The sequence below is a fragment of the Cellulosimicrobium cellulans genome (genome assembly GCF_024124905.1).
GTDB lineage: Bacteria > Actinomycetota > Actinomycetes > Actinomycetales > Cellulomonadaceae > Cellulosimicrobium > Cellulosimicrobium cellulans_G.
This window is the reverse complement of the sequence record NZ_JAMXST010000004.1, coordinates 488,383-513,817: the sequence shown is the minus strand read 5'-3', so window position 1 is coordinate 513,817 and position 25,435 is coordinate 488,383. Positions and strand designations below refer to the sequence as shown.

The 25,435-nt window shown below is 75.3% G+C and carries 25 protein-coding genes and 1 pseudogene; 9 read left to right on the top strand and 17 right to left on the bottom strand.

Annotation, left to right across the window (positions count from 1 at the left end):
- The first annotated feature begins 29 nt into the window (after positions 1–29).
- Positions 30–632: a GDSL-type esterase/lipase family protein gene (locus NHH00_RS14445; protein WP_253053299.1), complete on the top strand. Its 603-nt coding sequence runs from the start codon at positions 30–32 to the stop codon at positions 630–632.
- Between the two features lie 73 nt (positions 633–705).
- On the opposite strand, the gene NHH00_RS14440 is transcribed toward NHH00_RS14445, so the two are convergent.
- From NHH00_RS14440 to NHH00_RS14430, 3 genes are all read right to left on the bottom strand, one after another.
- Complete coding sequence (locus NHH00_RS14440; RefSeq protein ID WP_253053297.1) at positions 706–1,509, bottom strand: DUF4097 family beta strand repeat-containing protein; 804 nt, start codon at positions 1,507–1,509, stop codon at positions 706–708.
- Positions 1,510–1,579: 70 nt separating this feature from the next.
- Positions 1,580–2,179, bottom strand: a complete 600-nt coding sequence (locus tag NHH00_RS14435) for a PadR family transcriptional regulator (RefSeq protein ID WP_253053295.1) — start codon at positions 2,177–2,179, stop codon at positions 1,580–1,582.
- Positions 2,179–3,108: a DUF4097 family beta strand repeat-containing protein gene (locus NHH00_RS14430; protein ID WP_253053293.1), complete on the bottom strand. Its 930-nt coding sequence runs from the start codon at positions 3,106–3,108 to the stop codon at positions 2,179–2,181. The genes NHH00_RS14435 and NHH00_RS14430 overlap by 1 nt, the downstream gene beginning before the upstream one ends.
- A 186-nt stretch (positions 3,109–3,294) precedes the next feature.
- On the opposite strand from NHH00_RS14430, the gene NHH00_RS21230 reads away from it, so the two are divergent.
- On the top strand, positions 3,295–3,369 hold the full coding sequence (locus NHH00_RS21230) for a 50S ribosomal protein bL37 (protein ID WP_099052597.1): 75 nt from the start codon (positions 3,295–3,297) through the stop codon (positions 3,367–3,369).
- 106 nt (positions 3,370–3,475) lie between these two features.
- On the opposite strand, the gene rsrA is transcribed toward NHH00_RS21230, so the two are convergent.
- Positions 3,476–3,814 carry a mycothiol system anti-sigma-R factor gene (gene rsrA / locus NHH00_RS14425; protein WP_253053291.1) on the bottom strand — a complete coding sequence of 113 codons (339 nt, stop codon included), beginning with the start codon at positions 3,812–3,814 and terminating at the stop codon, positions 3,476–3,478.
- Positions 3,811–4,524: a sigma-70 family RNA polymerase sigma factor gene (locus NHH00_RS14420; RefSeq protein WP_253053289.1), complete on the bottom strand. Its 714-nt coding sequence runs from the start codon at positions 4,522–4,524 to the stop codon at positions 3,811–3,813. The genes rsrA and NHH00_RS14420 overlap by 4 nt, the downstream gene beginning before the upstream one ends.
- 293 nt (positions 4,525–4,817) lie before the next feature.
- On the opposite strand from NHH00_RS14420, the gene NHH00_RS14415 reads away from it, so the two are divergent.
- The 4 genes from NHH00_RS14415 (at position 4,818) to hisN (ending at position 8,861) form a co-directional block, all read left to right on the top strand.
- The gene (locus NHH00_RS14415; RefSeq protein ID WP_253053287.1) at positions 4,818–5,510 is read left to right on the top strand and encodes a DoxX family membrane protein; all 693 of its coding nucleotides are present in this window, start codon (positions 4,818–4,820) and stop codon (positions 5,508–5,510) included.
- 71 nt (positions 5,511–5,581) lie between these two features.
- Positions 5,582–6,937, top strand: coding sequence for a 3-phosphoshikimate 1-carboxyvinyltransferase (aroA, locus tag NHH00_RS14410; RefSeq protein ID WP_253053285.1), 1,356 nt, complete (start codon positions 5,582–5,584; stop codon positions 6,935–6,937).
- Positions 6,937–8,010, top strand: coding sequence for a ribosome small subunit-dependent GTPase A (rsgA, locus tag NHH00_RS14405; RefSeq protein ID WP_253053283.1), 1,074 nt, complete (start codon positions 6,937–6,939; stop codon positions 8,008–8,010). Before aroA ends, rsgA begins: the two co-directional genes overlap by 1 nt.
- A gap of 56 nt (positions 8,011–8,066) precedes the next feature.
- Positions 8,067–8,861 (top strand): histidinol-phosphatase, encoded by a 795-nt coding sequence (gene hisN / locus NHH00_RS14400; RefSeq protein ID WP_253053281.1) that lies wholly within the window; start codon positions 8,067–8,069, stop codon positions 8,859–8,861.
- A 58-nt stretch (positions 8,862–8,919) separates the two neighbouring features.
- On the opposite strand, the gene NHH00_RS14395 is transcribed toward hisN, so the two are convergent.
- The 3 genes from NHH00_RS14395 to NHH00_RS14385 are packed head-to-tail and all read right to left on the bottom strand — an operon-like array spanning position 8,920 to position 11,529.
- Complete coding sequence (locus NHH00_RS14395; protein ID WP_253053279.1) at positions 8,920–9,450, bottom strand: DUF6912 family protein; 531 nt, start codon at positions 9,448–9,450, stop codon at positions 8,920–8,922.
- A 4-nt stretch (positions 9,451–9,454) separates the two neighbouring features.
- On the bottom strand, positions 9,455–10,831 hold the full coding sequence (locus tag NHH00_RS14390; RefSeq protein WP_253053277.1) for an AAA family ATPase: 1,377 nt from the start codon (positions 10,829–10,831) through the stop codon (positions 9,455–9,457).
- On the bottom strand, positions 10,828–11,529 hold the full coding sequence (locus NHH00_RS14385; RefSeq protein WP_253053275.1) for a hypothetical protein: 702 nt from the start codon (positions 11,527–11,529) through the stop codon (positions 10,828–10,830). The genes NHH00_RS14390 and NHH00_RS14385 overlap by 4 nt, the downstream gene beginning before the upstream one ends.
- Positions 11,530–11,655: 126 nt before the next feature.
- Between NHH00_RS14385 and NHH00_RS14380 the strand changes: the two genes are divergently transcribed.
- Positions 11,656–11,871, top strand: a complete 216-nt coding sequence (locus NHH00_RS14380) for a helix-turn-helix domain-containing protein (RefSeq protein ID WP_087472469.1) — start codon at positions 11,656–11,658, stop codon at positions 11,869–11,871.
- Between the two features lie 77 nt (positions 11,872–11,948).
- Here NHH00_RS14380 and NHH00_RS14375 read toward each other — a convergent pair whose 3' ends face one another.
- Positions 11,949–12,488 (bottom strand): hypothetical protein, encoded by a 540-nt coding sequence (locus NHH00_RS14375; RefSeq protein WP_253053273.1) that lies wholly within the window; start codon positions 12,486–12,488, stop codon positions 11,949–11,951.
- Positions 12,489–12,658: 170 nt separating this feature from the next.
- Here NHH00_RS14375 and NHH00_RS14370 point away from each other — a divergent pair, with 170 nt between their 5' ends.
- On the top strand, positions 12,659–13,675 hold the full coding sequence (locus tag NHH00_RS14370) for a LysM peptidoglycan-binding domain-containing protein (RefSeq protein ID WP_253053271.1): 1,017 nt from the start codon (positions 12,659–12,661) through the stop codon (positions 13,673–13,675).
- A gap of 28 nt (positions 13,676–13,703) precedes the next feature.
- Positions 13,704–14,300, top strand: coding sequence for an Rv3235 family protein (locus NHH00_RS14365; RefSeq protein ID WP_253053269.1), 597 nt, complete (start codon positions 13,704–13,706; stop codon positions 14,298–14,300).
- 96 nt (positions 14,301–14,396) lie between these two features.
- Here the strand turns inward: NHH00_RS14365 and NHH00_RS21245 are convergent, their stop codons facing one another.
- The 8 genes and pseudogenes from NHH00_RS21245 to mtrA form a co-directional block, all read right to left on the bottom strand.
- Positions 14,397–14,609 (bottom strand): SEC-C metal-binding domain-containing protein, encoded by a 213-nt coding sequence (locus NHH00_RS21245; protein WP_445292767.1) that lies wholly within the window; start codon positions 14,607–14,609, stop codon positions 14,397–14,399.
- Between the two features lie 351 nt (positions 14,610–14,960).
- Positions 14,961–17,456 (bottom strand): annotated as a pseudogene (gene secA / locus NHH00_RS14360) (preprotein translocase subunit SecA); the annotation flags it as partial.
- Between the two features lie 240 nt (positions 17,457–17,696).
- A complete protein-coding gene (locus tag NHH00_RS14355) occupies positions 17,697–18,929 on the bottom strand; it encodes a winged helix-turn-helix domain-containing protein (protein WP_253053265.1) in 1,233 nt (410 codons plus the stop codon).
- A gap of 231 nt (positions 18,930–19,160) precedes the next feature.
- The gene (hpf, locus tag NHH00_RS14350; protein WP_253053263.1) at positions 19,161–19,814 is read right to left on the bottom strand and encodes a ribosome hibernation-promoting factor, HPF/YfiA family; all 654 of its coding nucleotides are present in this window, start codon (positions 19,812–19,814) and stop codon (positions 19,161–19,163) included.
- Between the two features lie 194 nt (positions 19,815–20,008).
- Complete coding sequence (locus NHH00_RS14345; RefSeq protein ID WP_253053261.1) at positions 20,009–20,857, bottom strand: ComF family protein; 849 nt, start codon at positions 20,855–20,857, stop codon at positions 20,009–20,011.
- Positions 20,858–21,008: 151 nt separating this feature from the next.
- The gene (locus NHH00_RS14340; RefSeq protein ID WP_253053259.1) at positions 21,009–22,754 is read right to left on the bottom strand and encodes an LpqB family beta-propeller domain-containing protein; all 1,746 of its coding nucleotides are present in this window, start codon (positions 22,752–22,754) and stop codon (positions 21,009–21,011) included.
- The gene (mtrB, locus tag NHH00_RS14335) at positions 22,751–24,586 is read right to left on the bottom strand and encodes an MtrAB system histidine kinase MtrB (protein WP_308202315.1); all 1,836 of its coding nucleotides are present in this window, start codon (positions 24,584–24,586) and stop codon (positions 22,751–22,753) included. Before mtrB ends, NHH00_RS14340 begins: the two co-directional genes overlap by 4 nt.
- On the bottom strand, positions 24,583–25,266 hold the full coding sequence (mtrA, locus tag NHH00_RS14330; protein ID WP_253053257.1) for an MtrAB system response regulator MtrA: 684 nt from the start codon (positions 25,264–25,266) through the stop codon (positions 24,583–24,585). Before mtrA ends, mtrB begins: the two co-directional genes overlap by 4 nt.
- Positions 25,267–25,435 lie beyond the last annotated feature (169 nt).

Sequence of the window (25,435 nt, the reverse complement as noted above, 5' to 3'; positions counted from 1 at the left end):
CGGGGAGAATGGCGCCCGTGGAGGACGCCGTGAGTCGAGAGGTACGGATCTGCGTCGTCGGCGACGAGCTGAGCGCCGGCGTCGGCGACGCGAAGGCCCTGGGGTGGGCGGGGCGCGTCGTCGCGCGCACCCGCTTCCCCCAGCCGGCGTACGTGTTCCCGCTCGCCATCCCCGGCGAGACGACGACGGCGCTCAGCCAGCGCTGGGAGGCGGAGACCGCGCGGCGGTTCGCCCCGGAGCCGGACGTGGACAACCGTCTCGTCATCGGCCTCGGCCGTCACGACCTCGACGCGGGGCTCTCGGTCGCCCGCTCGCGCCTCAACCTCGCGAACGTGCTCGACGTCGCGGAGTCGCACCGCCTGCCGACGTTCGTCGTCGGCCCCCCGCCGGGCCACGCGCAGGACGCCGAGCGGCTCGCCGAGCTCTCGCACGCCTTCTCGGACGTCGCGAACCGGCGCCGCGTGCCGTACGTGGACACGTTCAGCCCGCTCGTCACGCACGAGCAGTGGCTCGCGGACCTCGCGCAGAGCGGCAACGGCTTCCCGGGCCAGGCGGGCTACGGGCTCATGGCGTGGCTCGTGCTGCACACCGGCTGGCACGCCTGGCTGGGCCTCCCCGACGACACGGTCTGACCCGCGAGGTAGAGGCCCGGTAGCGCGAGGTAGAGGCCCGGTAGCGACCAGGCCTCTACCTCGCGGGAGAGACTCAGCCGCGCGAGACCGTGAGGTCGCCGGAGACGGTGTTCGCGGAGACGTACGCGCCGCCCGCGCCCGGCTGGTCGACGTGGTCGACCGACGTCGTGCGCTGCGCGGCCGAGTCCAGGCGGACGCCGTCGAGCACGGCCTTGCCCGTGACGCTGCGGGCCTTGAGGTTGACCGGCGACCCGGCCCCGAGGCGCACGGCCACGTCGCCGGAGACGGTGCGCGCGTCGACGAGCGGCGTGCTCTCGCGCGCCACGACCTCGACGCCGCTCGTCACGGTGTTGACCGACACCCGGCCGAGCGTCCCGCCGAGCGTGACCGCCCCGGACGCGGTGCTCACGTGGACGTCGCCGACGTGCTCGCCGACGTCGACCGCGCCGGTGGCCGTCTTGATCGACGCCGTGCCGGAGACCCCCTGGACGCGTACGGCGCCCGTCGCGGTCGTCACGGACAGGTCGGCCCGCGACCCGACGACGGAGGCCGCGGCGCGCGCGGTCGTCACCTTGACGGGCACGTGCGCCGGGACGGTGAGCCGGACGACGGCGCGGTCCTTGTCGCGCAGGCCCTTGGCCCGCTCGACGAGGCCCTCGACGCCGGCGAAGTCGTAGCCGACGCGCAGCTCGCCGTCGTGGACGCTCACCTGCAGCGGGCGCTCGGACACCTCGCTGACGTCGAGGTGCGCCCCGGCCTCGCGCGCGGGATCGGCGACGACGTCGACCGCGCCGTCGGTGAGCTGGACGACGACGCGTCGGACGTCGGCCACGTCGACGGTCTGGGGGGCGTTGATGACCCAGGACTCGGTGCTCATGCGCTTCTCCTCGTTCGGTTCTCTGGTTCGGGGTGCGGTGCGTGCGTCGAGGGGTTCTCGTGATCGTCGGTCAGGGCAGAGTCGCTCGCACGGCCTTGCGCGCGCTGTCGAGCACGGTGCGCAGGGTGTCGACCGTGAGCTCGGAGACGACGCTCGCGGCGTCCGCCCGGCGCAGGTCCGCGCGCACGTCCTCGCGGAAGCGCTGGAGCAGCGCCTCGGCCTCCATGCGCCACGCGTAGGACTCGCCGCGGCGCGGGTCCGGCCGGCCGTCGCGCGGGCGGGCGCGCGCCGTCTGGGCCGCGGCGGCGAGCTCGGCGCGCAGACCCTTCAGCGATCCCTGCACGTCGGCGCGCAGCGCCTCGGCGCGCTGGCGCACCGTCTCGGCGATGCCGTGCTCCAGCGCGGCGACGTCCCCGCGGCGCGCCTCGATCTCCGCGCGCCCGGCGGGCGTCAGCTCGTACGTCGTCTTGCGTCCGTCGGCGCTGCGGTGCACGAGCCCCTCGTCCTCGAGCCGCGCGAGGCGGGGGTAGATCGTCCCCGCGCTCGGCCGGTAGGTGCCGCCGAAGCGCTCCGAGAGCTCGGTGATGAGCTCGTAGCCGTGCTTGGGACCGCTGTCGAGGAGCGCCAGGAGGTACAGCCGGAGCTCGCCGTGCGCGAAGACTGTGGCCATCAGCGGTCCACCGGCCCGCTCGACGGCGCGGCGCCGCGAGCCCCCGGGCTCCCCCACGCGGGAGCGTCGGCATCGACCGGGGCGTCCTCGACCGGGTGCCCGGCCGCGTCCCACGACGTCTCGTCCGGCGCCCCGCGCAGGACGGTCACGTCGCCGGAGACGGCGGAGACCCGGACCGGCGAGCCGGCACCCGACCGGGCGGGCTGGTGGAACGAGCGCGCGGACCCGCGCTGCTCCGTGCCGTCCACGAGGAGGCGCCCGCTCACGCAGCGGATGGCGTAGTCCATCGCGTCGGGGTCCGGCAGGCGCACGAGCACGTCGGCGGAGACGGCGCTCACGGTGATCTCGGACGGGGTGGTGCGGGTGTCGACGGTGACGGAGCCGGAGACCGAGTCGAGGCGCAGCGACCGGAGGGCACCGGTCGCCGTGAGGCCGCCGGACACCGAGTCCATGCGGACCGGGCCGTCGTGCTCGCTCGCCGAGACCTCGCCCGAGACCGTGTCGACCCGGAGCTCGCCGCGCGTGCGGCTCGTCATCACGGAGCCGGAGACGGTCGCCAGCCGGGCGCCGTCGCGCACGCCCGCGACGAGGGCCTCGCCCTGCACGGTCGCGACCTTGACCGTCGTCGTCGCCGGCACGGCGACGTGGACGTCGGCCGCGTCCTTGCCCGTGTAGGTGCGGAAGCGCTCGAGGAAGCCCTTCCAGCCCGCGACGAAGGGACCGTAGCCGACCCGGAGCGTGGTCCCCTCGAGGCGCACCTCCAGGGGGCGGCCCACGACCGAGTGGACCTCGACGCGCGTGTCGGTGCGCGTCGGGTCGTCGTGCGCGACGACGTCGATGCGCCCGCCGATGACGGTCGCGTCGAGCGTCCGCACGCGCGCGAGGTCGATGGCCTGCGGCCCGGTGACGGTCCAGCTCTCCTGCGTCATCCTGCGCTCCGTCCTGGTCGCGCCCCGGCGCCGTGGCGGCGATCGCGGGGCACTCGCGATATATCTCGTCCGTCAGACACGATATATCGCGTGCTCGGCCGAGGCAAGGGGTCGCGTGTGGGACGATGGTGGGCGGACTTGACCCGCCGAGACCGGCGGGGCTCCCCCGATCGTCAGGAGAACATCATGAGCAAGCGCGGACGCAAGCGTCGCAGCCGCAAGGGCAACGCCGCGAACCACGGCAAGCGCCCCAACGCCTGAGACGCGCACCCCTCCGGGGATGGCGAGAGGGTCCGGACCGACGACGTCGGTCCGGACCCTCTCTCGTTCTTCACCCCCGCGGTGGCCGCGCCTCCGCGGGCGGGCCTCAGCGGGTCTCGACGACCGTCGTCGTCGTCGTGACCATGACCGTGAGCTGCGTGTGGATGCGCTCCCGCAGCCCCGCGGGCGCCTTCTCGTGGCACGAGCGGCGCACGAGCTGCTTGACGAGCTCCTCGACGCTCAGCTCGGCGAGGCACGGCGAGCAGTGCGCGACGTGCGCGCGCATGCGCAGCTCGTCGTCCGGCGTCATCTCCGAGTCGAGGTACTCGTAGAGGTGCGTGAGCGCGTGCTCGCACTCCGACTCGCCAGCGGTCGAGTGCGGGATGGGCGTCACCGACTCCTCGACCGGGCCGCGCCCCGGGATCCGGCTCTCTGACGTGCTCACGACTCACCTCCGGGGGTCTTGGCCCCCACCAGTCCTCGCCTCACGGCGTAGTCGGCCAACAGCTCGCGCAGCTGGCGCCTGCCTCGGTGCAGGCGGGACATGACCGTGCCGATCGGTGTCCCCATGATCTCCGCGATCTCCTTGTAGGGGAAGCCCTCGACGTCCGCGTAGTACACGACCATGCGCCGGTCCTCGGGCAGCTCCTGCAGCGCACGCTTCACGTCCGAGTCCGGCAGCCGGTCGAGCGCCTCCGCCTCGGCGGAGCGCAGCCCCTGCGACGTGTGCGAGGCGGCGCGCGCGATCTGCCAGTCCTCGACGTCGTCCGTCTGCGCCTGCTGCGGCTCGCGCTGCTTCTTGCGGTACGTGTTGATGAACGTGTTCGTGAGGATGCGGTACAGCCACGCCTTGAGGTTCGTGCCCGGCCGGTACTGGTGGAACGCCGCGAACGCCTTCGCGAAGGTCTCCTGCACCAGGTCCTCGGCGTCCGACGGGTTGCGCGTCATGCGCAGCGCCGCGGAGTAGAGCTGGTCGAGGTACTGGAGCGCGTCCTGCTCGAACCGCGCGGCGCGCGCGGCGTCGCTCTCGGTCTGCGGCGCGCGGTTCGTGTCCTCGGCGTCCGTGTCCGTGGGCAGCGCGCCCTCGACCGGCGTCGTCCCCGACGTCGTCGCGGGGCTGCCGGAGACGTCGCTGCCGGAGATTCGCTCTGTCATCAACAACGAGCCTAGTCCCCTGTTCGTCTGGGTGTCCGGTGACGTGACCGGTGCCGACCACGCGGCGGCGAACGCCGCGTCCGCCGTCGGCGCCTCGGGGGTCGACGACACGGCCCGGGCGGCGGGTGCGGGAGTCTCGAGCAGGACGGTCACGAGTGGTGCAACCCGCGGGCGCCCTCGCGCATTCCCGCGGCCCCGGGCGGCCCGGCAGCGCGGCGCGCACGCGCGTCGTGGGTGGCGCGGGCGTCCCCCGGAGGGCAGGCTGGGACCGTCCGGCTCACGAAGGAGATCCGATGCTGCTGCGTCACCTCGCGAGGCCCATGCTGGCCTCCTGGTTCGTCTACGACGGCGTCCAGGCCGCCCTCAAGCCCGCCGAGCACGTCCGTGCGGCGCGCAGCGGGGTGGACCTCGTCGAGAAGGGCGCCGGGGTGGACGTGCCGCTGAGCGACCGCCAGGTGGCGACGCTGGTCCGCGCGCACGGCGCGGCCACGGCGGTCGCCGGCCTGTTCCTCGCCGTCGGGAAGGCGCCCCGCACGGCGGCCCTGACCCTCGCCGCGCTCACAGTGCCCCTCGCGGTCGTCAACCAGCCCTTCACCTCGGGCGAGGCGACGCGCGCCGAGCGCACGCGGAAGTTCGTGGCGAACGTCGGCGCGATCGGTGCGGCGCTCATCGCGGGCGCGGACTACGAAGGCCGGCCCGGCGTGCAGTGGCGCCTCGAAAAAGCCCGGCACGACCTCGCGCTCGCCAAGCAGGCGAAGCAGGAGGCCGCGGTCGCGAGCGCGAAGGGGGCCGTGAAGGACGTCTCGGCCTCGGCCCGGGGAGCCGCGAAGGAGGCTCGTCGCTCCGCGAAGAACGCGGCCAAGGAGGCGGGGCGCTCGGCGCGGCGGGCGACGAAGGCCGCCCAGGAGGCGGCCCAGCACGCGGCCGGCCTCGCCGCGGGGGCCGTGCACGACGCCGAGGCGGCGGTCCGGGCGAAGGTCGCCTGACGAGGTCGGGACGCGTCCGCGCGCCGGGACCCTCCGCCGTCGGGCGCGGTCCCTCCACTAGCCTGGAGGCCATGACGACCACGCCCTCCGCCGCGCCCGTGCCCCCCTCCGTCGACGAGGGCTGGGCCGCGCCCACGGCGGGCGGGCCGCTCGACGCGACCGTCGAGGTCCCGGGGTCGAAGTCGCTGACGAACCGGCTGCTCGTGCTGGCCGCGCTCGCCGACGGGCCCGGGACGCTGCGCGGTGCCCTGCGCAGCCGCGACGCGGACCTCATGATCGCCGCCCTGCGCACGCTCGGCGTCGGCGTCGAGGAGGGTGCGTCGCCGAGCGAGCTGCACGTGACCCCCGGTCCGCTGCGCGGTCCCGCGGAGGTCGACTGCGGCCTGGCCGGCACGGTCATGCGCTTCCTCCCGCCGCTCGCGGCGCTCGCCGACGGCACGGTCCGGTTCGACGGCGACGAGGGCGCGCGCGTGCGCCCTATGGGCCCGGTCCTCGCCGCGCTCAGCGCGCTCGAGGTCCCGGTCGAGGGCGACGGCGACGGGCTGCCGACGACGCTCCCCTTCACGATCCGGGGCCGTGGCCGGGTGCGCGGCGGGTCGGTCGACGTCGACGCGTCGGCGTCGAGCCAGTTCGTCTCCGGCCTCCTCCTCGCGGCCGCGCGCTACGACCAGGGGCTCACCGTCCGGCACATCGGCCACACGCTGCCGAGCATGCCCCACATCGAGATGACGGTGGAGGTCCTGCGGGAGGTCGGGGTCGTCGTCGACGACTCCCGGCCCGCGATCTGGCGGGTCGAGCCCGGTCCGATCGCGGCGCGCGACGTGCAGGTCGAGCCGGACCTGTCGAACGCGGCGCCGTTCCTCGCGGCCGCGCTCGTCGCGGGCGGCACCGTGCGCGTCACGGGCTGGCCGACGGCGACGACGCAGCCCGGCGCGATGGTCCCCGAGCTGCTGGAGTCGATGGGCGCGACCGCGTCGCTGGACGGCGACGTGCTGTCCGTGACGGGCACGGGCGAGGTGCGCGGCGTCGACGTGGACCTGCACGCGGCCGGCGAGCTCGCGCCGACGATCGCCGCGCTGGCGGCCCTGGCCGACTCGCCCAGCCGCCTGCGGGGCATCGCGCACCTGCGCGGGCACGAGACCGACCGGCTCGCGGCGCTCGCGACCGAGATCACGCGCCTCGGCGGGCAGGCGGAGGAGACGCGCGACGGCCTGGTCATCACGCCGCGCCCCCTGCACGGCGCGCTGTTCCGCACCTACCACGACCACCGCATGGCGACGTCCGCCGCTGTCATCGGCCTGCGCGTCCCGGGGGTCGGCGTCGAGAACGTCGAGACGACGGCCAAGACGTTGCCCGGGTTCGCGGACATGTGGCAGCGCATGCTCGGCGGCGGGACGGGTCCCGGCGAGGGAGCGGCGGCCCGCTGATGGCCCGCCGCGTCCCGGACGAGTCCGACTTCCGCTCGCGCCCCGGCAAGCGCGGCAGCCGTCCCCGCACCAAGCAGCGGCCCGAGCACGCGGACGCGGTCACGGGGTTCGTCACGGGGGTGGACCGCGGCCGGTACACGCTGCTCGTCGGGCACGACGGCCCGGACGGGGGCGACGCGGCCGGCGAGGACGAGCGCACGGTCCTCGCGATGAAGGCGCGCGAGCTCGGCCGCACGCGGATCGTGTGCGGGGACCGGGTCGACCTCGTCGGGGACGTGACGGGCGACGACGGTTCGCTCGCGCGGATCGTGCGCATCCAGGACCGGTCGTCGGTGCTCCGCCGCACGGCCGACGACACCGACCCCTACGAGCGCGTGATCGTCGCCAACGCCGACCAGCTCGTCGTCGTCACGGCCCTCGCCGAGCCCGAGCCGCGCACGCGCATGATCGACCGCTGCGTCGTCGCCGCGTACGACGCCGGCATGGACGTCCTCCTCTGCCTCACCAAGGCGGACCTGGCCGACCCCGGCCCGCTGCGCGCGCTGTACGAGCCGCTCGGCGTCTCCGTCGTCGTGACGCGGCGTGCGCCCGACGGCCTCGCGCCGGACGGCTGGGCGATCGAGCCGCTCGACGCGGTGCGCGAGGCGCTGGCCGGGCGCACGTCTGTGTTCGTCGGGCACTCGGGCGTCGGCAAGTCGACGCTCGTCAACGCGCTCGTCCCGGACGCGCAGCGCGCGACGGGCCACGTCAACGACGTCACGGGTCGCGGCCGTCACACGTCGACGTCGGCCGTCGCGCTGCGCCTGCCCGGCGGCGGCTGGGTCATCGACACGCCCGGCGTGCGGTCGTTCGGCCTCGCGCACGTGCAGGTCGACCACCTGCTGCACGCGTTCGAGGACCTCGACGCGGTCGCCGCGGACTGCCCGCGCGGGTGCACCCACCTCGACGACGCCCCGGACTGCGCGCTCGACGAGTGGGTCGAGGCCTCGCCCGATGACGAGACCCGCGCGGCCCGCGCCGCACGGCTCGAGTCGTTCCGCCGCGTGCTCGCCTCGCGCTCCGGCGCGGCCTGAGCCCTCGCCAGCGCGGCGCCTCCCCCGCCCGGGCGGGCACCGCTACGGTGTGAGCCATGACGCCCCCCTCGACGCGCGGCTACGACGACGACCTGCGCCTCGCCCACGTGATCGCCGACCAGGTCGACGCGCACACGATGTCGCGCTTCAAGGCGCTCGACCTGCACGTCGAGTCGAAGCCGGACTCGACGCCCGTGAGCGACGCCGACCGCACCGCCGAGGAGATCATCCGCGGCCAGCTCGGCCGGGCGCGCGGTCGCGACGCGATCGTGGGCGAGGAGTACGGCGAGACCGGTCACGGCGCACGGCGCTGGATCGTCGACCCGATCGACGGGACCAAGAACTTCGTGCGCGGGGTGCCCGTGTGGGCGACGCTCATCGCGCTCGCCGACGGGGACGAGGTCGTCGTCGGGCTCGTCTCGGCGCCCGCGCTCGGCCGGCGCTGGTGGGCGGCGAAGGGCACCGGCGCGTGGACCGGGAAGTCGCTCGCGGCCGCCTCGCGGCTGCAGGTGTCGGGTGTCTCGTCCTGGTCCGACGCGTCGCTCGCCTACGCGTCGCTCGACGGCTGGGAGGAGCGCGGCAAGCTCGAACCGTTCCTCGACCTCATGCGCGGCGCCTGGCGCACGCGCGGCTACGGCGACTTCTGGTCGTACATGCTCGTCGCCGAGGGCGCGGTCGACGCCGCGGCCGAGCCCGAGCTGGAGCTCTACGACATGGCCGCGCTCGTCCCCATCGTCACCGAGGCCGGCGGCCGGTTCACGTCGCTCGACGGGGCCGACGGCCCGTGGGGCGGCAACGCCGTCGCGACGAACGGGCTGCTGCACGACGAGGTGCTCGGCCGCCTCGGCTGACGCGGACCGCCGCCGGGTCCCGCCCGGCCCCCGGGCCGGGCGGCGCCCCGCGCGGCCGTCAGCCGCGCGGCACGTCCTTGAGCTCCGACCAGTCGTACCAGAGCAGGTCGCGCTCGCCCACGCGGTCGATCGCGGCGTCGAGCGCCTCGTCGGCGCCGGGGCCGTCGTCGTCGGCCGCGGCGAGCACCGCCTCCACGTCCTCGACCGCCTCGGGCTCGTCGACGTGGACGCACACGATCGCGACGTCGGGCACGGTCCGCAGGACCTCGACGGCGCTGGGCGCGGGCGCGTCCTCGTCGTCGGAGTCGTCCCCGCCCACGACCTGCACCGCGCCGTCGGGCACCTCGAGCGTCACGACGAGCCGCTGGCGCGGCGCGTCCGGGCGCGCCGCGACGAGCGCGAGCGAGTCGTCCGCCGCCTCGAGCGCGGCCGCGTACTCCAGCCCTTCCTCGTCCTCGTCGGGCAGCGCGCGCGTCAGCGCGGCGGTCACGGCGTGGGCGCCGCGCGGGGCGACGGTCCAGCGGGCGGCGTCGGCGGTCACGGTGACGGCGTCGAGCTCGTCGAGCGTCGCGGGGAGGTAGATGCGCATGGGTTCAGTGTGCCGCCTCCAGCGCGAGTCCGTGCGCCGCACCACGCCCGGGCGGCGCAGCCTCCCGCACGTGCGCGGCGAGGTGCGCGAGGGCGCGGCGGGCAGGGCTCGTGGGCGCGGACTCGGCGAGCGTGCGACCCTCCCGGAGGCCGAGGTCGACCGCGGCGTCCTCCGGCACGACGTGCAGGTCGTCGACGCTCGCGTAGCGGGACATCGCGTCGCGCACCGCGCGCTCCGGCCGGGGGCCGACGACGCTCGCGCGCACGCGGTTCACCACGACGGTGCGCGCCGCGCCGACGCACGCGCCCGTCTCGGCGAGCTCGTCGAGCGCGCGGACGAGCCGCTGGAGCCCGACGGGGTCGCCCGCGCCGACGACGACCACGACGTCCGCCGCCGCGAGCGCGCTCCACGTCGCGTCGTTGCGCTGCGGAGCGCGGGTGTCGTAGGTCAGGAGCTCGTCCCGCTCGATCCCGAATCCGCAGTCGACGACCGTCCAGTCGGCGACCGACCGCGCGACCTCCCACACGGCGTCGAGCGACGCCCCGGGCAGCTCCGGCCACCGCGCCGCCCGGGTCAGGCCCGTGAGCACCCGGACCCGGGGCAGGACCGTCGGGGCGAGCGCGACCAGCCCCGGGGCGTCGAGCGCGCCCTGACCCGCGCTGCGGGCGGCCGCCGCGAGCCCCGGCGACTCGTCGAGCAGACCGAGGCGCTGGGCGACGCTCCCGCCGTAGGTGTCCGCATCGACGAGCAGGACCTCCGCGTCGGGCGACGAGGGGACCGTGGCCGGGACCTCCACGTCGTCGGGGCGCCGCTCCCGGCGGGGGCGGCGAGAGCGCCGTGCGGGCGCCGGCCCCGCGAGCTCGACGGCGAGGTTCGTGGCCACCGTCGTGCGACCGGGGGCGCCGGTCGGGCCCCACACGGCGACGGTCCGTCCGAGGCGGTGCTCCGGCCCCGGGTCCGCCGTGGCCCCGCCCGCGACCGACCGGGGGACGCCGGGCGCACCCGGCGCCGCCTCGCGCAGCGGCAGGATCGCACGGACGACGTCGCACAGCGCCTCCGGGGCGGAGTCCAGGTCCACGACCGCGTCGACCCCGAAGGCGCGCAGCCGCCCCTCCTCCCACGTCCCGCCCGGGGCGAGCGCGACGACCCGGACGCCGTGGGCGTGCAGGTCGACGATCGCCTGCCGGTCCAGCGCCGGCAGGTCGCACGACACGACGGCGACCCGGCCCGCGCCCGCCGCGGCAGCGGCGAGCAGCTCGACGAGGTCCGCGCACCGCCGCGTGACCTGGAGCCCCGGAGCGGCGAGCGTCGTGACCACCTCGGCCTCGCGCGCGCCCCGGACGGCGCACAGGACGGTCGCGACCGTGGTCGCGCCGCTCATCCCGCAGCCCCGACCGGGACGAGCGCGATCGTCCCGTCCCCGGCCACCGCCGCGAGCACGGCCGGGAGGTCGTCGACCCCGACGAGGAGATGGACCGTCGTCGGCCCGCCCACGACGAGCGTCCCCTCGCCCTCGTCGACCTGCGCGACGGTGACGCCGCCGACGAGCAGCGCGGGCTGCGGCGCCTCGTCTCCCGCGGCGGCACCGGGCTCGGCGCCGGCCGTCGGTCCGGGCGCCTCGGGGACGTACCAGACGTCGACCGCCGCGCCGGCGACGATCCGCTCCGAGAGACCCGTCGTCACCGGGACCGCGACCGCGCGCACCGTGAGGTCGGCCGCCGTACCGAGCGACGACGCGGGGACCAGCTCGCCCTCGGCGACGGTCCGCAGGACGACGGACTCGTCCGGGAGCCCGTCCGCCACGAGCAGGTAGCGGTCCGTCTGCGCGCCGAGCCGCACCTCGACCGTCCTCAGGTCCGCCGCGGTCACGGCGGTCCCGGGGGTCAGCGCCGCCCCGGCCGCGTAGACGGTCACGGTCCGGCTCGCGGTGCTCACGGCCCACGACCCCAGGGCCACGGACAGCGCGACCACGACGATCCCCACGAGGAGCCGCGGGTCCTTCCAGCCGGGTCGCCTCAGGCGCGCGGCGGGCCGTGGTGCGGGCTCGGCCCGCACGGGTCGTTCCGTGGTCGTCGTCATCGATCTCCCCCTCGGTGGTCCGGCACGTCAGCCGTGCCGCGGCTCCATGATCCCCGGTCCGCGGCGCGCGCGGGAGGCCCTGTGGACGAGCGCCGTGCCGCGGCGCGCGCGTGCCAGACTGACGCCATGGCCCAGCGGTTCCTCACCCTCGCCGACGTCACGGACGAGCTCAACATCTCCGCGGCGCAGGCGTACGCGCTCGTCCGCTCCGGGGAGCTCCCCGCGATCCAGGTGGGTGGCCGGGGGCAGTGGCGCGTCGAGGTCAGCGAGCTCGAGGCCTACATCCAGCGGATGTACGCCCAGACGCGCCAGCGCATCGAGGCCGGCGACTTCGACGGCTGACCGACCGGCGCGGCCTCGACCTGAGCCGACCTGGGCGGACACCGCCGCGAGTCTCACGCGCTCCCCCTGCACGCTCGTCATCGCGGGACGAACCCCGGCTCCGACTCGCTCACGCACAGGACGGCGGACCAGGGCACGACCCGCGAGCCGTGCCCACCGCCCGGGGCGACCTCCAGGTCGACGTGGTCCTTGCCGACGCGCGCGACCCAGCCGGGGTACGTCCCGGCCGGGGTGCGCACCTGGACGGGTCGTCGGTCGCGCATCAGCGCGCGCAGGGCGTGGCCGAGGCCGAGCCGTGCCGACCGGGTCGAGGGTGCCGGCTGCGCGTGGCGGCCGAGGCCCTGGACGGCGGCGATCGCCACGGTCGGGACGAGGTGCTGGCGCCGGGCCTCGCCCACGAGCACCCACTCCTCCGCCGCCTCGCGCAGCTCGCCGGTGACGGCGGACCCGTCGCGCAGCTCGAGCGTGACGGTGCCGGGCGTGCCGCGCAGCCGCTCGACGAGCGTGATCGTCGCGTGCTCCGCGCGCGTGAGGTCGGCGACGGCCGCGGCCCGGTCCTGGGTCTCCGCGGCCGCGAGCTGTGCCGCGAGGTCGTCGAAGAGGGCGTCCCATCGCACCGGGACACCGTAGCGGTCCACCGCGCCGGCGCCGCGCGCCGTGTCCACATCACGAGAAGCCCCTCTGGACAGGTGGGCCAGGTCACGCTTAGATCGATCTGTCGCGATCAAACGACATCAAACGACATCAACGGCCGTCCTCGACGGACGGCCACGCAGGGGGCACACCGATGGACCGTCGCACCGCCGTACCCGCACGAGCCGGAGGCGTCGCCGTCCTCCTCGCGCTCCTCCTCGTCATGAGCGGCGCCGTGACGGTGCTCGCGCTGCGCGCCGCGCACCTCGTGACCACGCTCTCCGGCACCCGCCCGGAGCCCTTCGTGGAGCTTCTCGCCGTGGCCCTCGGGGCCGTGGCGGCCACCTGGGTCGGCATCAGCGCGCTGGTCGGGCTGGGATGCGTGGTCGTGCGCGCCCTGGGCAGCTCGTGGGGAGCCGGCGAACGGCTCGTGCTGCGCGTGGCGCCGGCCGTCGTCCGCCGGGCCGTGCGGGCAGGTGTGGGGCTGACCGTCGGCGCGGGCCTGGTCCTCGCCGGGGGGACGGCGCAGGCCGCCACCACGCCGGACGCCGACCCCGGCGTCGTGGCGGTCGACCTGGGATGGCAGGCCTCGGCCCCGGCGCCCGGACCTCCCGGGCCCACGCAGCCTCCTGCTCCCCTCCCGACGGACGAGTCGGCCCCTGCGGCGCCGCACACCCGCTCCGCGCCGCCGACGGCCGCAGAACGGCCCGGGCCGGCGGTCTCCGCCCCGGCCGCGCAGCCCTCCGGTCTCGACGTGGTCGTGCCGGACGCGCGGACGGCTACACCGGTCACCCCGGGCACGCCGAGCGCGCCGGGCGCCGTGCCGAGCATGCCTTCTACCGGGGAACCGGCGGGCGCGACCGCCCCCGGCACCGCGACGACGGATAGCTCCGCACCCGCACGCGCGCCGGAGGGCGGGAGCGCCACGACCGAGCAGCGCGACGCCGCGCTCGCGGTCGTGCGGGACGTCGCCCCGGACGAGCCGCGCGAGGTCGTCGTCGTGCGCGGCGACTCGCTCTGGTCGATCGCCGCACGCCACCTGCCCGACGGTGCGACCGACGCGCAGGTCGCCGACGCGGTGCAGCGCTGGTACGCCGCGAACGTCGAGGTCGTCGGCGACGACCCCGACCTCGTCCGCCCCGGCCAGGTGCTCGTCGCACCGAGCGCCTGACGACCGCCTGCCACGAAGGAGCCCGACCGTGACCGCTCCCCTGCTGACCACCGCGGACGTCCAGCTCGCGACCGACGTCGCCGCCCCGTCGCACCGCCGGGCCGCCCCCGCCCCGCCCGAACGGCCCGCGCGCCCCGCCCGCTCCACGAGCGTCCCCGCGGACCCGCCCGCTCGCCTGCTGCGGTGCGTCGGCGATCGCGCCGTCCCGACCGTGGACCTGCGCGACATCGCGACCGCGCGGGCACCGCAGCACGTCGTGCGGGGACGTCCTCTCGCGCCGCCGACGGCGCCGCTCCCGCTCCCCGACCCGACGGCCCTGTGCTGCGCGGTCGTGCGCGCCGCCGTCGAGGTCGTCCGCGGCGAGCGCACCGTGGGACAGCTCGCGCGGTGGGTGTCCCCCGAGATCTACGAGACGCTCGCCCGACGGTCGCGCCTCGTCGCCGACGGCCCACGCCCCACGACGACCCGGCCCGTCACCGTGCGCCGTGCCCGGGTGCTGCGGATCGGCGACGGCGTCGCCGAGGGCACCGTCGTGGTCGAGGACGGTGACCGCGTGCGGGCCGCCGCGGCGCGGCTCGAGGCGCGCCGCGGCACGTGGCGCGTCGTCGCCCTCGAGATCGGGTGACCGACCTTCGCCCGAGACGACGGCGGGGCGCGCCACCCCCGGTGGCACGCCCCGCCGTCGTCGCTCCCGTCTCGGCGCAGGCCGGACGGGCGCGGATCACTCCTCGTTCTGGCCGTGGCAGACCTTGTACTTCTTGCCCGAGCCGCACGGGCACTGCGCGTTGCGCGGCGTCCCGGGGAACGTGCGGCCGTCGCTCTCGATCGCGCTCGCCTCGCCGTGCAGCGCCCGGCGCGACCGCCGGCTGGCGTCACCCGAGACGACGGCCTGGCCGGTGCCGTCCTCGCTCGGCGCGCTGTAGGAGAGCGGCACCTGGCGGTCGGGGCCGTCGAGACCCTTCGCGATGAGCGTCCCCGGGCGGTCGCCGCTCGGGCCTCCGAACGCCGCCGGGGTCGCGACCGGGGCGGGCTCCGCCTCGACCGGAGCGTCCTGCGCCGGGGCGTCGTCCGTCGCGGGTGCGCCCTCGGCGGGAGCGTCCGCCACGGGGGCGTCCTGCGCCGGAGCGGCGGCCTGCTGGGCTGCTGCCGCGAGACCCGCCGCGGCACCGGCCGAGGCCGCGCCGGCCGCCCCGCCGAGCGCCTGGCCGGCCGCCGACTGCGCGGCCTGCGCCGCGTCCGCGACCGAGATCGCCGGCGCCTGGCCCGGGGCGGCGCCCGGCTCGGCGACCTTGACCTCGAGGTTGAAGAGGTACCCGACCGTCTCCTCCTTGATGGCCTCGGTCATCGCCTGGAAGAGCTGGAAGCCCTCGCGCTGGTACTCGACGAGCGGGTCGCGCTGCGCCATCGCGCGCAGGCCGATGCCCTCCTTGAGGTAGTCCATCTCGTAGAGATGCTCGCGCCACTTGCGGTCCAGGACCGAGAGCGTCACGCGCCGCTCGAGCTGGCGCATGTTCGCCGCGCCGAGCTGCTCCTCGCGGTTCTGGTAGGCGATGCGGGCGTCCGAGAGGATCTCCTCGAGCAGCAGGTCCTGCGACAGCCGGGTCGCCCCGCCCGCCTGCTCGACGACCTCGTCCGGCTCGATCGAGATGGGGAAGACCGCCTTGAGCGCGGTCCACAGGCCGTCCAGGTCCCAGTGCTCCGGGTTGCCCTCGGCCGTCGCGCCCTCGACGTACGCCGTGACGACGTCGGTGAGGAAGTGCTGCACCTGCTCCTGCAGGTCCTCGCCCTCGAGCACGCGGCGGCGCTCGTCGTAGATGACGGTGCGCTGGCGCGACAGGACGTCGTCGTACTTGAGGACGTTCTTGCGGATCTCGAAGTTGCGCGACTCGACCTGGCCCTGCGCGCTCGCGATGCCGCGCGTGACCATCTTCGACTCGAGCGGCACGTCGTCGGGGAACCCGGCGCGGTTCATCATCGACTCGGCCAGGGTCGAGTTGAACAGGCGCATGAGGTCGTCCTGCATCGACAGGTAGAACCGGGACTCGCCCGGGTCGCCCTGACGGCCGGAACGACCGCGGAGCTGGTTGTCGATGCGGCGCGACTCGTGACGCTCGGTGCCGAGCACGTAGAGGCCGCCGAGCTCGCGGACCTCGTCGTGCTCCGCCGCGACCGCGGCCTTCGCCTTCTCCAGCGCGTCGGGCCAGGCCGCCTCGTACTCCTCCGGGTTCTCCGCGGCGTCGAGGCCGCGCGCCGCGAGGTCCGCGACCGCCATGAACTCGGCGTTGCCGCCGAGCATGATGTCGGTTCCACGACCGGCCATGTTCGTCGCGACCGTCACGGCGCCCTTGCGGCCCGCGAGGGCGACGATCGAGGCCTCGCGCTCGTGCTGCTTCGCGTTGAGGACCTCGTGCGGCACGCCCTGCTTCTTGAGCTTGGACGACAGCAGCTCGGACTTCTCGACGCTCGTCGTGCCGACGAGCACCGGCTGACCCTGCGCGTGCCGCTCGACGATGTCCGCGACGACCGCGTCGAACTTGCCCTCCTCGTTCTTGTACACGAGGTCGGGCTGGTCGACGCGCTGCATCGGCCGGTTCGTCGGGATCGGCACGACGCCCAGCTTGTACGTGCCCTGGAACTCGGCCGCCTCCGTGTCCGCGGTACCGGTCATGCCCGAGAGCTTGGAGTACAGGCGGAAGTAGTTCTGGAGCGTGATCGTGGCGAGCGTCTGGTTCTCCGCCTTGATCTGCACGCCCTCCTTGGCCTCGATGGCCTGGTGCATGCCCTCGTTGTACCGGCGGCCGGGCAGGATGCGCCCGGTGTGCTCGTCGACGATCATGACCTCGCCGTTGAGCACCACGTAGTCCTTGTCGCGCTTGAAGAGCTCCTTCGCCTTGATGGCGTTGTTGAGGAACCCGATGAGCGGCGTGTTGAGGGACTCGTAGAGGTTGTCGATGCCGAGGTAGTCCTCGACCTTCTCGATGCCCGGCTCGAGCACGCCGACCGTGCGCTTCTTCTCGTCGACCTCGTAGTCCGAGCCCGGGCTCAGGCGGCGCACGACCTTCGCGAACTCGCCGAACCAGCGGTTCGTGTCGCCCGACGCGGGACCGGAGATGATGAGCGGCGTGCGCGCCTCGTCGATGAGGATCGAGTCGACCTCGTCGACGATCGCGAAGTGGTGGCCGCGCTGCACGAGGTCGTCCGTGGACCACGCCATGTTGTCGCGCAGGTAGTCGAAGCCGAACTCGTTGTTCGTGCCGTACGTGATGTCCGCGGCGTACTCCTGGCGGCGCTGCGCGGGCGTCTGGCCGGACAGGATGACGCCGGTCGTCAGGCCCAGGAAGCGGTAGACGCGGCCCATGAGCTCGCTCTGGTACTTCGCCAGGTAGTCGTTCACCGTGACGACGTGGACGCCCTTGCCCTCGAGCGCGTTGAGGTACGCGGCCGTCGTCGCGACGAGCGTCTTGCCCTCACCGGTCTTCATCTCGGCGATGTTGCCGAGGTGCAGCGCCGCGCCGCCCATGAGCTGGACGTCGAAGTGCCGCTGGCCGAGCGTGCGGCGCGAGGCCTCGCGCACCGCGGCGAACGCCTCGGGGAGCAGGTCGTCGAGGGTCTCGCCGGCCGCGAGGCGCGCCTTGAAGCGGTCGGTCTCCTCCCGCAGCTCCTCGTCGGTGAGATCCTCGAAGCCCGGCTCGAGCTTGTTGACCTGGTCGGCGAGGCCGGACAGCTTCTTGAGGATCCGGCCCTCGCCGATGCGAAGGACCTTGTCGAGGATCGAAGGCACGCAGGACTCCCGTATCGATCGGTGCCCGGGCCGGGTGGTCCGGGAGCAGCGCCGACGCTCTCCCGCGCGGGCGCGCACGGCAGCGGACGTCGGCAACGTCACACAACATCGTAGGCGAGTCGGAGCGACGTCGGACCCGCCCGGGTTTCGCCGACGACGAACCTCGCCGGCGAGACGCGCGCCAGCCTACGACGGCACGGGTCCCTCCGGCAGGCCCGCCCACCGACGGCGGTCGGCCCGTCAGGCGCCCGCCACCTCGGCCGCGAGCGCCGGCGCGAGGTCGCCCGACGGCGCGACGTCGACCTCGGGCACGCCCAGCCACCCTCCGAGCACGCGGAGCTCGGCCGCGAGGCGGGCCGCCGTCTGCTCCCCCGCCGACTGCTCGCGGTGCGCCGACAGCACCCGCAGGACGCCCGCCCGCCGGTCGGCCTTGAGGTCGACCCGCGCGGTGAGGTCCTCGCCCTCGAGGAACGGCAGGACGTAGTAGCCGTGGACCCGCTTCGGTGCCGGCACGTAGATCTCGATCCGGTAGTGCACGTCGAACAGCCGCTCGAGCCGCGTGCGCTCGAACACGAGCGGGTCGAACGGGTTGAGCAGCGTCGTCGCCGTCGCGCGACGCGGGAGCGCGGCGTCCGCGTGCAGGTACGTCGGCTCGTCCCAGCCCCGCACCGTCACGGGCCGCAGGGTCCCGGCCTCGACGAGCTCGTCGAACGCGGTGCGCACCGCGGGCCCCCGGAGCCGGAAGTAGTCCTTGAAGCAGCGCAACGTCCCCACCCCGTGCGCGCGGGCCCCGATCTCGAGCAGGGCGCGCACGGCGTCCGCGTCCGCGACGGGCGGGGCCGCGAGGGCCTCCGGCGGGAGCACGCGCTCCGTGAGGTCGTAGCAGCGCTCGAAGGCGCCGTTGCGACGCGCCGAGGTGATCTCGCCCGTGAAGAAGAGGAACTCGAGCGCACGCTTGGCGACCGTCCAGTTCCAGCCCCACTGCGAGCGGTCGCGCGGGTGCGCCCGGCCCTCGGCCTCCAGGATCTCGTGCACCTCGCTCGCCGTGATCGGGCCGCGCTCCGTGACGAGGCGACGCACGTCGACCACCGCCTCGGAGTGGCTCATCTCCACCGCGCTGATCGTCCCCCACGCCTCGGTCCGGTACCGACGGCGGCGCCACTCCAGCAGCGGCCACGTGCTCGGCGGGACGTACGACGCCATGTGCGCCCACGTCTCCACGAGCCGTCGCGGGGCGCGACCCGCCGCGCGGTCCAGCAGCGCCGTGTCGTACGGGCCGAGGCGCGCGTACAGCGGCATGAGGTGCGCCCGCGCGAGCACGTTCACCGAGTCGATCTGCAGCAGCCCGAGGCGGTCGATCACGCCCTGGACCTGCCGCATCGTCGGCGCCCGCCCGACGGTCCCGTCGTACGGACGCTCCCGGTGCAGGCCCTGGGCGGCGAGCGCGACACGGCGTGCCTGGGACAGGGACATCGACTCGGACCTCGACGGCATGACGACCACCCCCCGATCCTGCCGAACCCCACCCACACCCGCCCCGTGCCGAACAGGCGATCCTGGCGCGTCCCGGTCACCGGACGCACCACGACCACCTGCTCGGCCACCCCGGAGGGCCCGGTCGTGGCGGGACGGAGACGGCGGACGGGACGGGCTGGCAGCGCGACGCGCCCGGACCCGAGGAGGGTCCGGGCGCGTCGGCGAGGGTCAGGCGGTCTTCTCGACCGCGGCGTCGGCGCAGTCGCAGGACGTGTCGAGCGCGACGACCCCGTACGTCCAGCCGCGGCGCCGGTAGGCGACGGACGGGCGCGAGGTCTCGACGTCGACGAAGAGGAAGAAGTCGTGGCCGACCATCTCCATCTCGTACAGCGCGTCGTCCACGGTCATGGGTTCCGCGGAGTGCAGCTTCTGCCGGATGACGACGGGCGAGTCGCCGAGGGTGGTCTCGACGGCCTCCCCGGGCGCGGTGGGCGCGGTCGGCGCCGGCGGCGGGGGTGCGGCGTGCGTGGCCGGGTCGTAGGGGCGCACGTCGACGGGCGGCACGACGGTGTGGTTGCGGTGGTCCTTGCGACGGTCGCGGGCACGGCGCAGGCGCTCGGCGAGCTTGTCCATCGCGAGGTCGAGGGCGCCGAACCGGTCGTCCGCCGCAGCCTCGGCACGGACGACGGGTCCCTTGGCGCGCACGGTCAGCTCGACGCGTTCGCGAACTCCGGAGAGCCTCGGGTTGTTCTCGTGGGTGACCTCGACGTCCACGCGCTGCGCCGTCGGCGCGAGCTGCTGGACCTTGGCGAGCTTGTCCTCCACGTGCCGGCGGAAGCGGTCTGCCACTTCCGTGTGCCTGCCGACGACGACGATCTCCATGTGAGCCTCCGCGAGGATCTTGTGCGGCGCCCGGCTCGATGCGTCCGAGCGCCTCGTTCGGATTCGGTAGGAGCACCCGTTCCCGGGTGCGGTGGGCTACCACCTCCTTGCGGCGCGAGGCCGCGCGCTCGGTACGCTCGCGCGGCGTCGGACGTGCCCTGCACCTCCGTCGTCCGCGGCGACTGGCCCTCAGACTAACCCGCGCCCCGGGGTGTCGGCAGCACCAACGGGAGGTGAACCGGAGGACCTTCGGCCCCGCCCGTCCGACGGGCGCCACCCGCCTCCCCCGACGCCCGGCGACGCGTCGACGGCGCGGGCGTCGCGGCCAGCACGAAGGCTCCCAGCACGGGCATCCCGGCGCGGGAGAGGGCGGTCTCGCACGCGGCGAGGGTGGCCCCGGTGGTGAGGACGTCGTCGACGAGGAGGCACGCGAACCGCTCCTGGACGACCGCCCGCGCCCGGCGCCCGGTCACGGGTCCCGCCGCGAGGCCGACCGCCCCGAGGCGGGCACCGCGCGCCCGCGCGCCGAGCCCGACCTGGTCGCGGACCAGTCCCCGCTGGGTCAGCAGGGGCACGGCCCGCGCCGGCGTCCCCGCGGTGGCGAGACCCGCGGCGACCGCCCGCGCGAGCACGACGACGGGGTCGCGCCCGCGGGCCCGGCGCGCGGCGGCGGACGTCGGCGCGGGCACGACGAGGACCGGCCCCGCCGGGGCGCCGGGACGGGCGCCGAGGGCCTGGCCCAGGTCGGCACCCGCCCGTCCGGCGACGGCTCCCAGCGGGCGGTCGAGGTCGGCCCGCCCGCGGTCCTTCCAGGCGACGACCACGCCGCGCACCGGGCCGGCGTAGTGCGCCGGGGCCCAGACAGGAAGGGGCGCGACGCCGTCGAGCCGGTCGAGGCGGGGAGCCGCCTGCTCGCGGCGCCGCAGCGGTGCGCCCAGCGGCGCGAGGCAGTCGCGGCACCACCGCACGTCGGGACGGTCGCACCCCGGGCACGCGACCGGCAGCACGAGGCGCGTGACGTCGTCGAGAGCACGGAGGAGCACCGGACGAGCATGCCCGGGGCGCGGCCTGCGCGCGGGTGCGGCGGCGAGCCCTGTGGACGACGACGGCCCGCGCCCCGGACCGGCGCCCGGCGTCGGGTCCTGGGGCCAGGGCCTGTGGTCGGGCCCCGACGAGGGCGAGCCGAGGCCCCGGTCAGCCGGGGTAGGTGGGCAGGCGCACCTCGGTCGCGACCTTCGTCCAGAGCGTCGAGGTGCCCGCCGCGTAGAGGCTGCTGTCGCTGGTCCCGACGAGGGTCGTGGCGATGCCCGTCGCCGAGGCGAGGGACACGGCGTCCTCGACCGGCGACGAGGCCATCGTCGGCCCACCGACGGGGACGCGCTGCACGACGGGGTCCGCCGTCCCGACGGTGCGGCCGAGCACCCCCAGCAGGGCCCGGTCCACCCACGTGACCTGGGTGGCGGCGACCACCGGTTGCCCCACGCGGACCGGCTCCGAGAGCTGGGTCGGGCGACCTGCCTCGTCGCGGACGATGCCGGCGACCTGGATCTGCGCCCCGCTCCCGGCGTCGCTCACGACGGCGACCCGCGCGCCGTCCGGCGCCACGCGCACCGACATGATCGTGCGGCCCTCGAGCCAGGGGGCCGCGACCGTGGAGACCGCCGCGTCGGACCCCGCCCCGCGGAGGTCGACGACCTGGAGCGTGCCCGCCTGCACCTGCGGCCCGCTCCACAGGTACTGGAAGCGGTCGATCGTCGGCGCGAGGAGGTTCGACCCCGTGAGCAGCGTCGTCGGCCCGGACTCCGCGGTGGGCGCCGTGACGATGCGGCCGCCCCCGTCGCGGACCACGTACGTCGCGTCGGAGGACCGTCCGCGGAAGGCGAGGGCCGTGGGCTGGAGCCCGGTGAGCGGCGCGGCGGACGCGACCGCCTTGGTCGTGCGCCCCTCGAGGCTCATGATCTGGTCCCCGGACAGGACGACGGGATCGTCGGGCGTGGTCGCGACGCCGATGGTCGGGACCTCGTCCGCGGAAAGGGTGGACCCGCCCACCCCGATCGTGATCTCGACGCGTCCTCCGAGGGACGCCTGGAGCTGGGCGAGGAGGAGGGCGCGGTCGGCGGGCGGCGCCTCCGTCACGGGCTCGTTGAGCGGCACGATGACGGCGCCCTCGCCCGGCGGGACCGAGTCGATGCTCAGCGCGGTGCCCTCGGGGGCGACGGTCGCCACGGAGCCCGCGAGCCACTCCGAGGGACCGTTCAGCGTCTCGCGCACCGCGAGCGCCTGCCAGTTGCGGCTCGGGAACCAGCGCGCGTCGGGCACGAGGTAGGCGCGGTCGACCGTCGGGAAGTAGAGGTTGACCTGCTTGTACGTCTGCGCGAAGTTTGCCTCGGTGATCGTCAGGCCGTCGTCGACGGCGTCGATGCGCCACTGGTCGTCGTCGTCGCGCACGAGCCCGTAGGAGATCTCGATCGTCTGCCCGGGGGCCTGCTCGGTGTAGACGCCGTGCTCGTCGACGGTGCCGGTGAGCTCCGCGGTCGTGCGGACCGTCGTGACCCCGTCCTCGAGCGTCGACTCGTCCACGACGAGCTCCGGCTCTCCCGCGAGGATCGCGACCTGCGCGAGCGGCGACCACTCCTCCTGCACCTCGGACGTGAGGAACTCCGAGGCGACGTCGAACGAGCTCCGCGCGCCCTGGGCCTGCGCCGCGAGGAACCCCTGGACGATCTGGGTCGGCGACGCGTCCCGGATCGGGGCCGCGGCGCTCACGAACGGCTGGCCCGGGTCCTCGGGGGTGGCCTGCCCCTCCGTGACGGGCCCGGAGATCGGGATCGAGGCGCACGCGCCGAGCGCGGCGACCAGCGCCGTCGCGAGCCCGGCGGCGAGCGCGTGCCCGGCCCGCCGCCGCAGGGTTCGACCGTGCAGGGTCCCGGTGGTGGTCATCGCGCCTCCCGCACGTCGTCGCCGATCAGGTGCTCGTCGCCGGTCCCGGGCTCGGCCCCTCGGCCGGGGTGCCCGGCGTGGTCGCGCGGCAGGACGACGGGGATGCCGCCCGTGACCGACGGGAGGTCGGCAGGACCCGCCGTCCCCTCGACGTCCTCGACGACCGGGGTCGTCGCGCTCCACTCGGCGGGGAGACCGCGGCCGACGGCGGCCTCGGCGACGAGCGGCAGCGGCGAGGACTGGAGCCGGATGCCCGCGCGCCGAGGGAGCGTGAGCCGGAAGCTCGCGCCGCGGCCGGGACGACCCCACGCCTCGAGCCAGCCGCCGTGCAGGTGCGCGTCCTCGAGCGAGATCGCGAGGCCGAGGCCCGTCCCGCCGGTCGTGCGGGCGCGGGCCGGGTCCGCGCGCCAGAAGCGGTCGAACACGTGCTGGACCTCGTCCGGGGTCATGCCGACGCCGTGGTCGCGCACCGCGATCGCGACGGCGTGCCCGTCGCCCTCGACCGTGATCTCGACGGGCCGCTCCTCGGCGTGCTCGATCGCGTTGACGACCAGGTTGCGGACGATGCGCTCGACGCGACGCGGGTCGATGTCGGCCGTGACCGGCTCGTCCCCGAGGTGGACGGACAGCCACACGCCCTTGCGCTCGGCGAGCGGGGCGGCGTGGTCGACGGCGGCGTTGACGACGTCGCGCAGGTCGCGCCGCTCGGCGTCCAGGACCGCGGCGCCCGCGTCGAACCGGCTGATCTCGAGCAGGTCCGCGAGGAGGTCCTCGAACCGGTCGAGCTGGGCCTGCAGCAGCTCGGTCGAGCGCCTCGAGACGGGGTCGAAGTCCTCGCGCGAGGAGTACAGCACCTCGGACGCCATCCGGATCGTCGTGAGCGGCGTCCGCAGCTCGTGGGAGACGTCGGAGACGAACCGGCGCTGGAGCATCGACAGCTCCTCCATGCGCCCGATCTGCTCCTGCAGCCCCTGCGCCATCTCGTTGAACGAGTGCGCGAGCGACGCCATCTCGTCGTGCCCCTTGACCGGGAGCCGCTCGTCGAGGCGACCGTCGGCGAGGCGCTCCGCGACGGTCGCCGCCTGCCGCACGGGCAGGACGGCCTGGCGCGTGACGAGCGCGGTGATGCCGACGAGCAGGGCGAGCAGCACGAGCGCACCGACGAGCAGGACCGACTGCAGGAAGCGCAGCGTCTCCTGGTCCGCCCTCAGGTCGTAGAGGTAGTAGAGCTCCCAGGTCCCGGCGACGGGCACCTCGACCGTCGAGCCGACGACGATGCCCGGCACGACCGGCGAGTCCGGGTCCGCCGGGTCGACCGGGATGGCGACCGACTGGAGGTACTGCTCGCCGTCCGCGGAGACCGTGGCCGCGCGCATCTCAGGCGTGACGAGGTCGGTGAGCTGCGGGTTCGTCGACAGGTCGAGGAACCCGACGGTGCTCGACCCGCCGGCCTGCCACAGGAAGACGTCGCGCGACGAGCCCGTGCTCTGCAGCATCGAGAACAGGTCGAACAGCAGCGACTGCGCCTCGGTCGCGTTCGCCGCGGGCGACGCGTCGAGCGTGTTGCGCGCCTGCTGCGTCGACTGCGCGCTCTCCAGGTCGACCTCGTCCGCGCGCCGCTCGTAGAGCCCGTCGCGCATCGCGTCGGTGAGGTACGCGCCCAGCGCGCCGACGGTGAGGACGCCCACGACGAGCGCGGACGTGACGACGCGGAGCTGCATCGAGGAGCGCCAGCGCCACACGACGCGGCGGGCCGTGGCGCGCGCGCGGCGTCGGACCCGGCGCCAGAGCCCCCGCCAGCGCCCGTCGGTGGAGCCGGCCGTCGCGCTCACGTGCGGGTCGCGCCCGCCTTGTACCCGACGCCGCGGACGGTCAGCACGATCTCCGGGTTCTCCGGGTCGTGCTCGATCTTCGAGCGCAGGCGCTGCACGTGGACGTTGACGAGGCGCGTGTCCGCGGCGTGCCGGTAGCCCCAGACCTTCTCGAGGAGCACCTCGCGCGTGAAGACCTGCCACGGCTTGCGCGCGAGCGCGACGAGGAGGTCGAACTCGAGCGGGGTCAGCGAGACCTGCTCGCCGCCGCGCGAGACGCGGTGGCCCGTCACGTCGATCTCGACGTCGCCGATCGACAGGTGCTCGGGGGCCGGCTCCTCCGTGCGGCGCAGGCGCGCGCGGATGCGGGCCACGAGCTCCTTGGGCTTGAACGGCTTGGAGATGTAGTCGTCGGCGCCCGACTCGAGACCGAGCACGACGTCGACCGTGTCGCTCTTCGCGGTGAGCATGATGACGGGCACGCCCGACTCGGCGCGGATGAGGCGGCACACCTCGGTGCCGTCCTTGCCCGGGAGCATGAGGTCGAGGAGCACGAGGTCCGGCTGGGTGCTGCGGAACGTCTCGAGCGCGAGGTCGCCGTCGGCGCAGAAGACGGGCTCGAATCCCTCGGAGCGCAGGACGATCCCGATCATCTCGGCCAGAGCGGTGTCGTCGTCGACCACGAGCACACGAACCTTCATGCGGACATCTTGCCATCGACGGGCCGCGGCTCGGAGCGGCCCCGCGCCCCCGGCGCGGGTGAACCCGACCCGCCACCTCGTGCCGACCCGTCGTGCAGCCGCGCGTGCCGGTGGGACGCGGCGGGCCGCGACCGCCGTCGTGCAGGGCCGCGTACTAGGGTGGCCTCGC

Excerpts from the sequence above, each read along its gene's own strand:
- NHH00_RS14440 (WP_253053297.1), bottom strand. The coding sequence starts at position 1,509 with ATGAGCACCGAGTCCTGGGTCATCAACGCCCCCCAGACCGTCGACGTG.
- NHH00_RS14435 (WP_253053295.1), bottom strand. The coding sequence starts at position 2,179 with ATGGCCACAGTCTTCGCGCACGGCGAGCTCCGGCTGTACCTCCTGGCG.
- NHH00_RS14430 (WP_253053293.1), bottom strand. The coding sequence starts at position 3,108 with ATGACGCAGGAGAGCTGGACCGTCACCGGGCCGCAGGCCATCGACCTC.
- NHH00_RS14420 (WP_253053289.1), bottom strand. The coding sequence starts at position 4,524 with ATGACAGAGCGAATCTCCGGCAGCGACGTCTCCGGCAGCCCCGCGACG.
- NHH00_RS14415 (WP_253053287.1), top strand. The coding sequence starts at position 4,818 with ATGCTGCTGCGTCACCTCGCGAGGCCCATGCTGGCCTCCTGGTTCGTC.
- aroA (WP_253053285.1), top strand. The coding sequence starts at position 5,582 with ATGACGACCACGCCCTCCGCCGCGCCCGTGCCCCCCTCCGTCGACGAG.
- rsgA (WP_253053283.1), top strand. The coding sequence starts at position 6,937 with ATGGCCCGCCGCGTCCCGGACGAGTCCGACTTCCGCTCGCGCCCCGGC.
- hisN (WP_253053281.1), top strand. The coding sequence starts at position 8,067 with ATGACGCCCCCCTCGACGCGCGGCTACGACGACGACCTGCGCCTCGCC.
- NHH00_RS14395 (WP_253053279.1), bottom strand. The coding sequence starts at position 9,450 with ATGCGCATCTACCTCCCCGCGACGCTCGACGAGCTCGACGCCGTCACC.
- NHH00_RS14390 (WP_253053277.1), bottom strand. The coding sequence starts at position 10,831 with ATGAGCGGCGCGACCACGGTCGCGACCGTCCTGTGCGCCGTCCGGGGC.
- NHH00_RS14385 (WP_253053275.1), bottom strand. The coding sequence starts at position 11,529 with ATGACGACGACCACGGAACGACCCGTGCGGGCCGAGCCCGCACCACGG.
- NHH00_RS14380 (WP_087472469.1), top strand. The coding sequence starts at position 11,656 with ATGGCCCAGCGGTTCCTCACCCTCGCCGACGTCACGGACGAGCTCAAC.
- NHH00_RS14370 (WP_253053271.1), top strand. The coding sequence starts at position 12,659 with ATGGACCGTCGCACCGCCGTACCCGCACGAGCCGGAGGCGTCGCCGTC.
- NHH00_RS14355 (WP_253053265.1), bottom strand. The coding sequence starts at position 18,929 with ATGTCCCTGTCCCAGGCACGCCGTGTCGCGCTCGCCGCCCAGGGCCTG.
- hpf (WP_253053263.1), bottom strand. The coding sequence starts at position 19,814 with ATGGAGATCGTCGTCGTCGGCAGGCACACGGAAGTGGCAGACCGCTTC.
- NHH00_RS14340 (WP_253053259.1), bottom strand. The coding sequence starts at position 22,754 with ATGACCACCACCGGGACCCTGCACGGTCGAACCCTGCGGCGGCGGGCC.
- mtrA (WP_253053257.1), bottom strand. The coding sequence starts at position 25,266 with ATGAAGGTTCGTGTGCTCGTGGTCGACGACGACACCGCTCTGGCCGAG.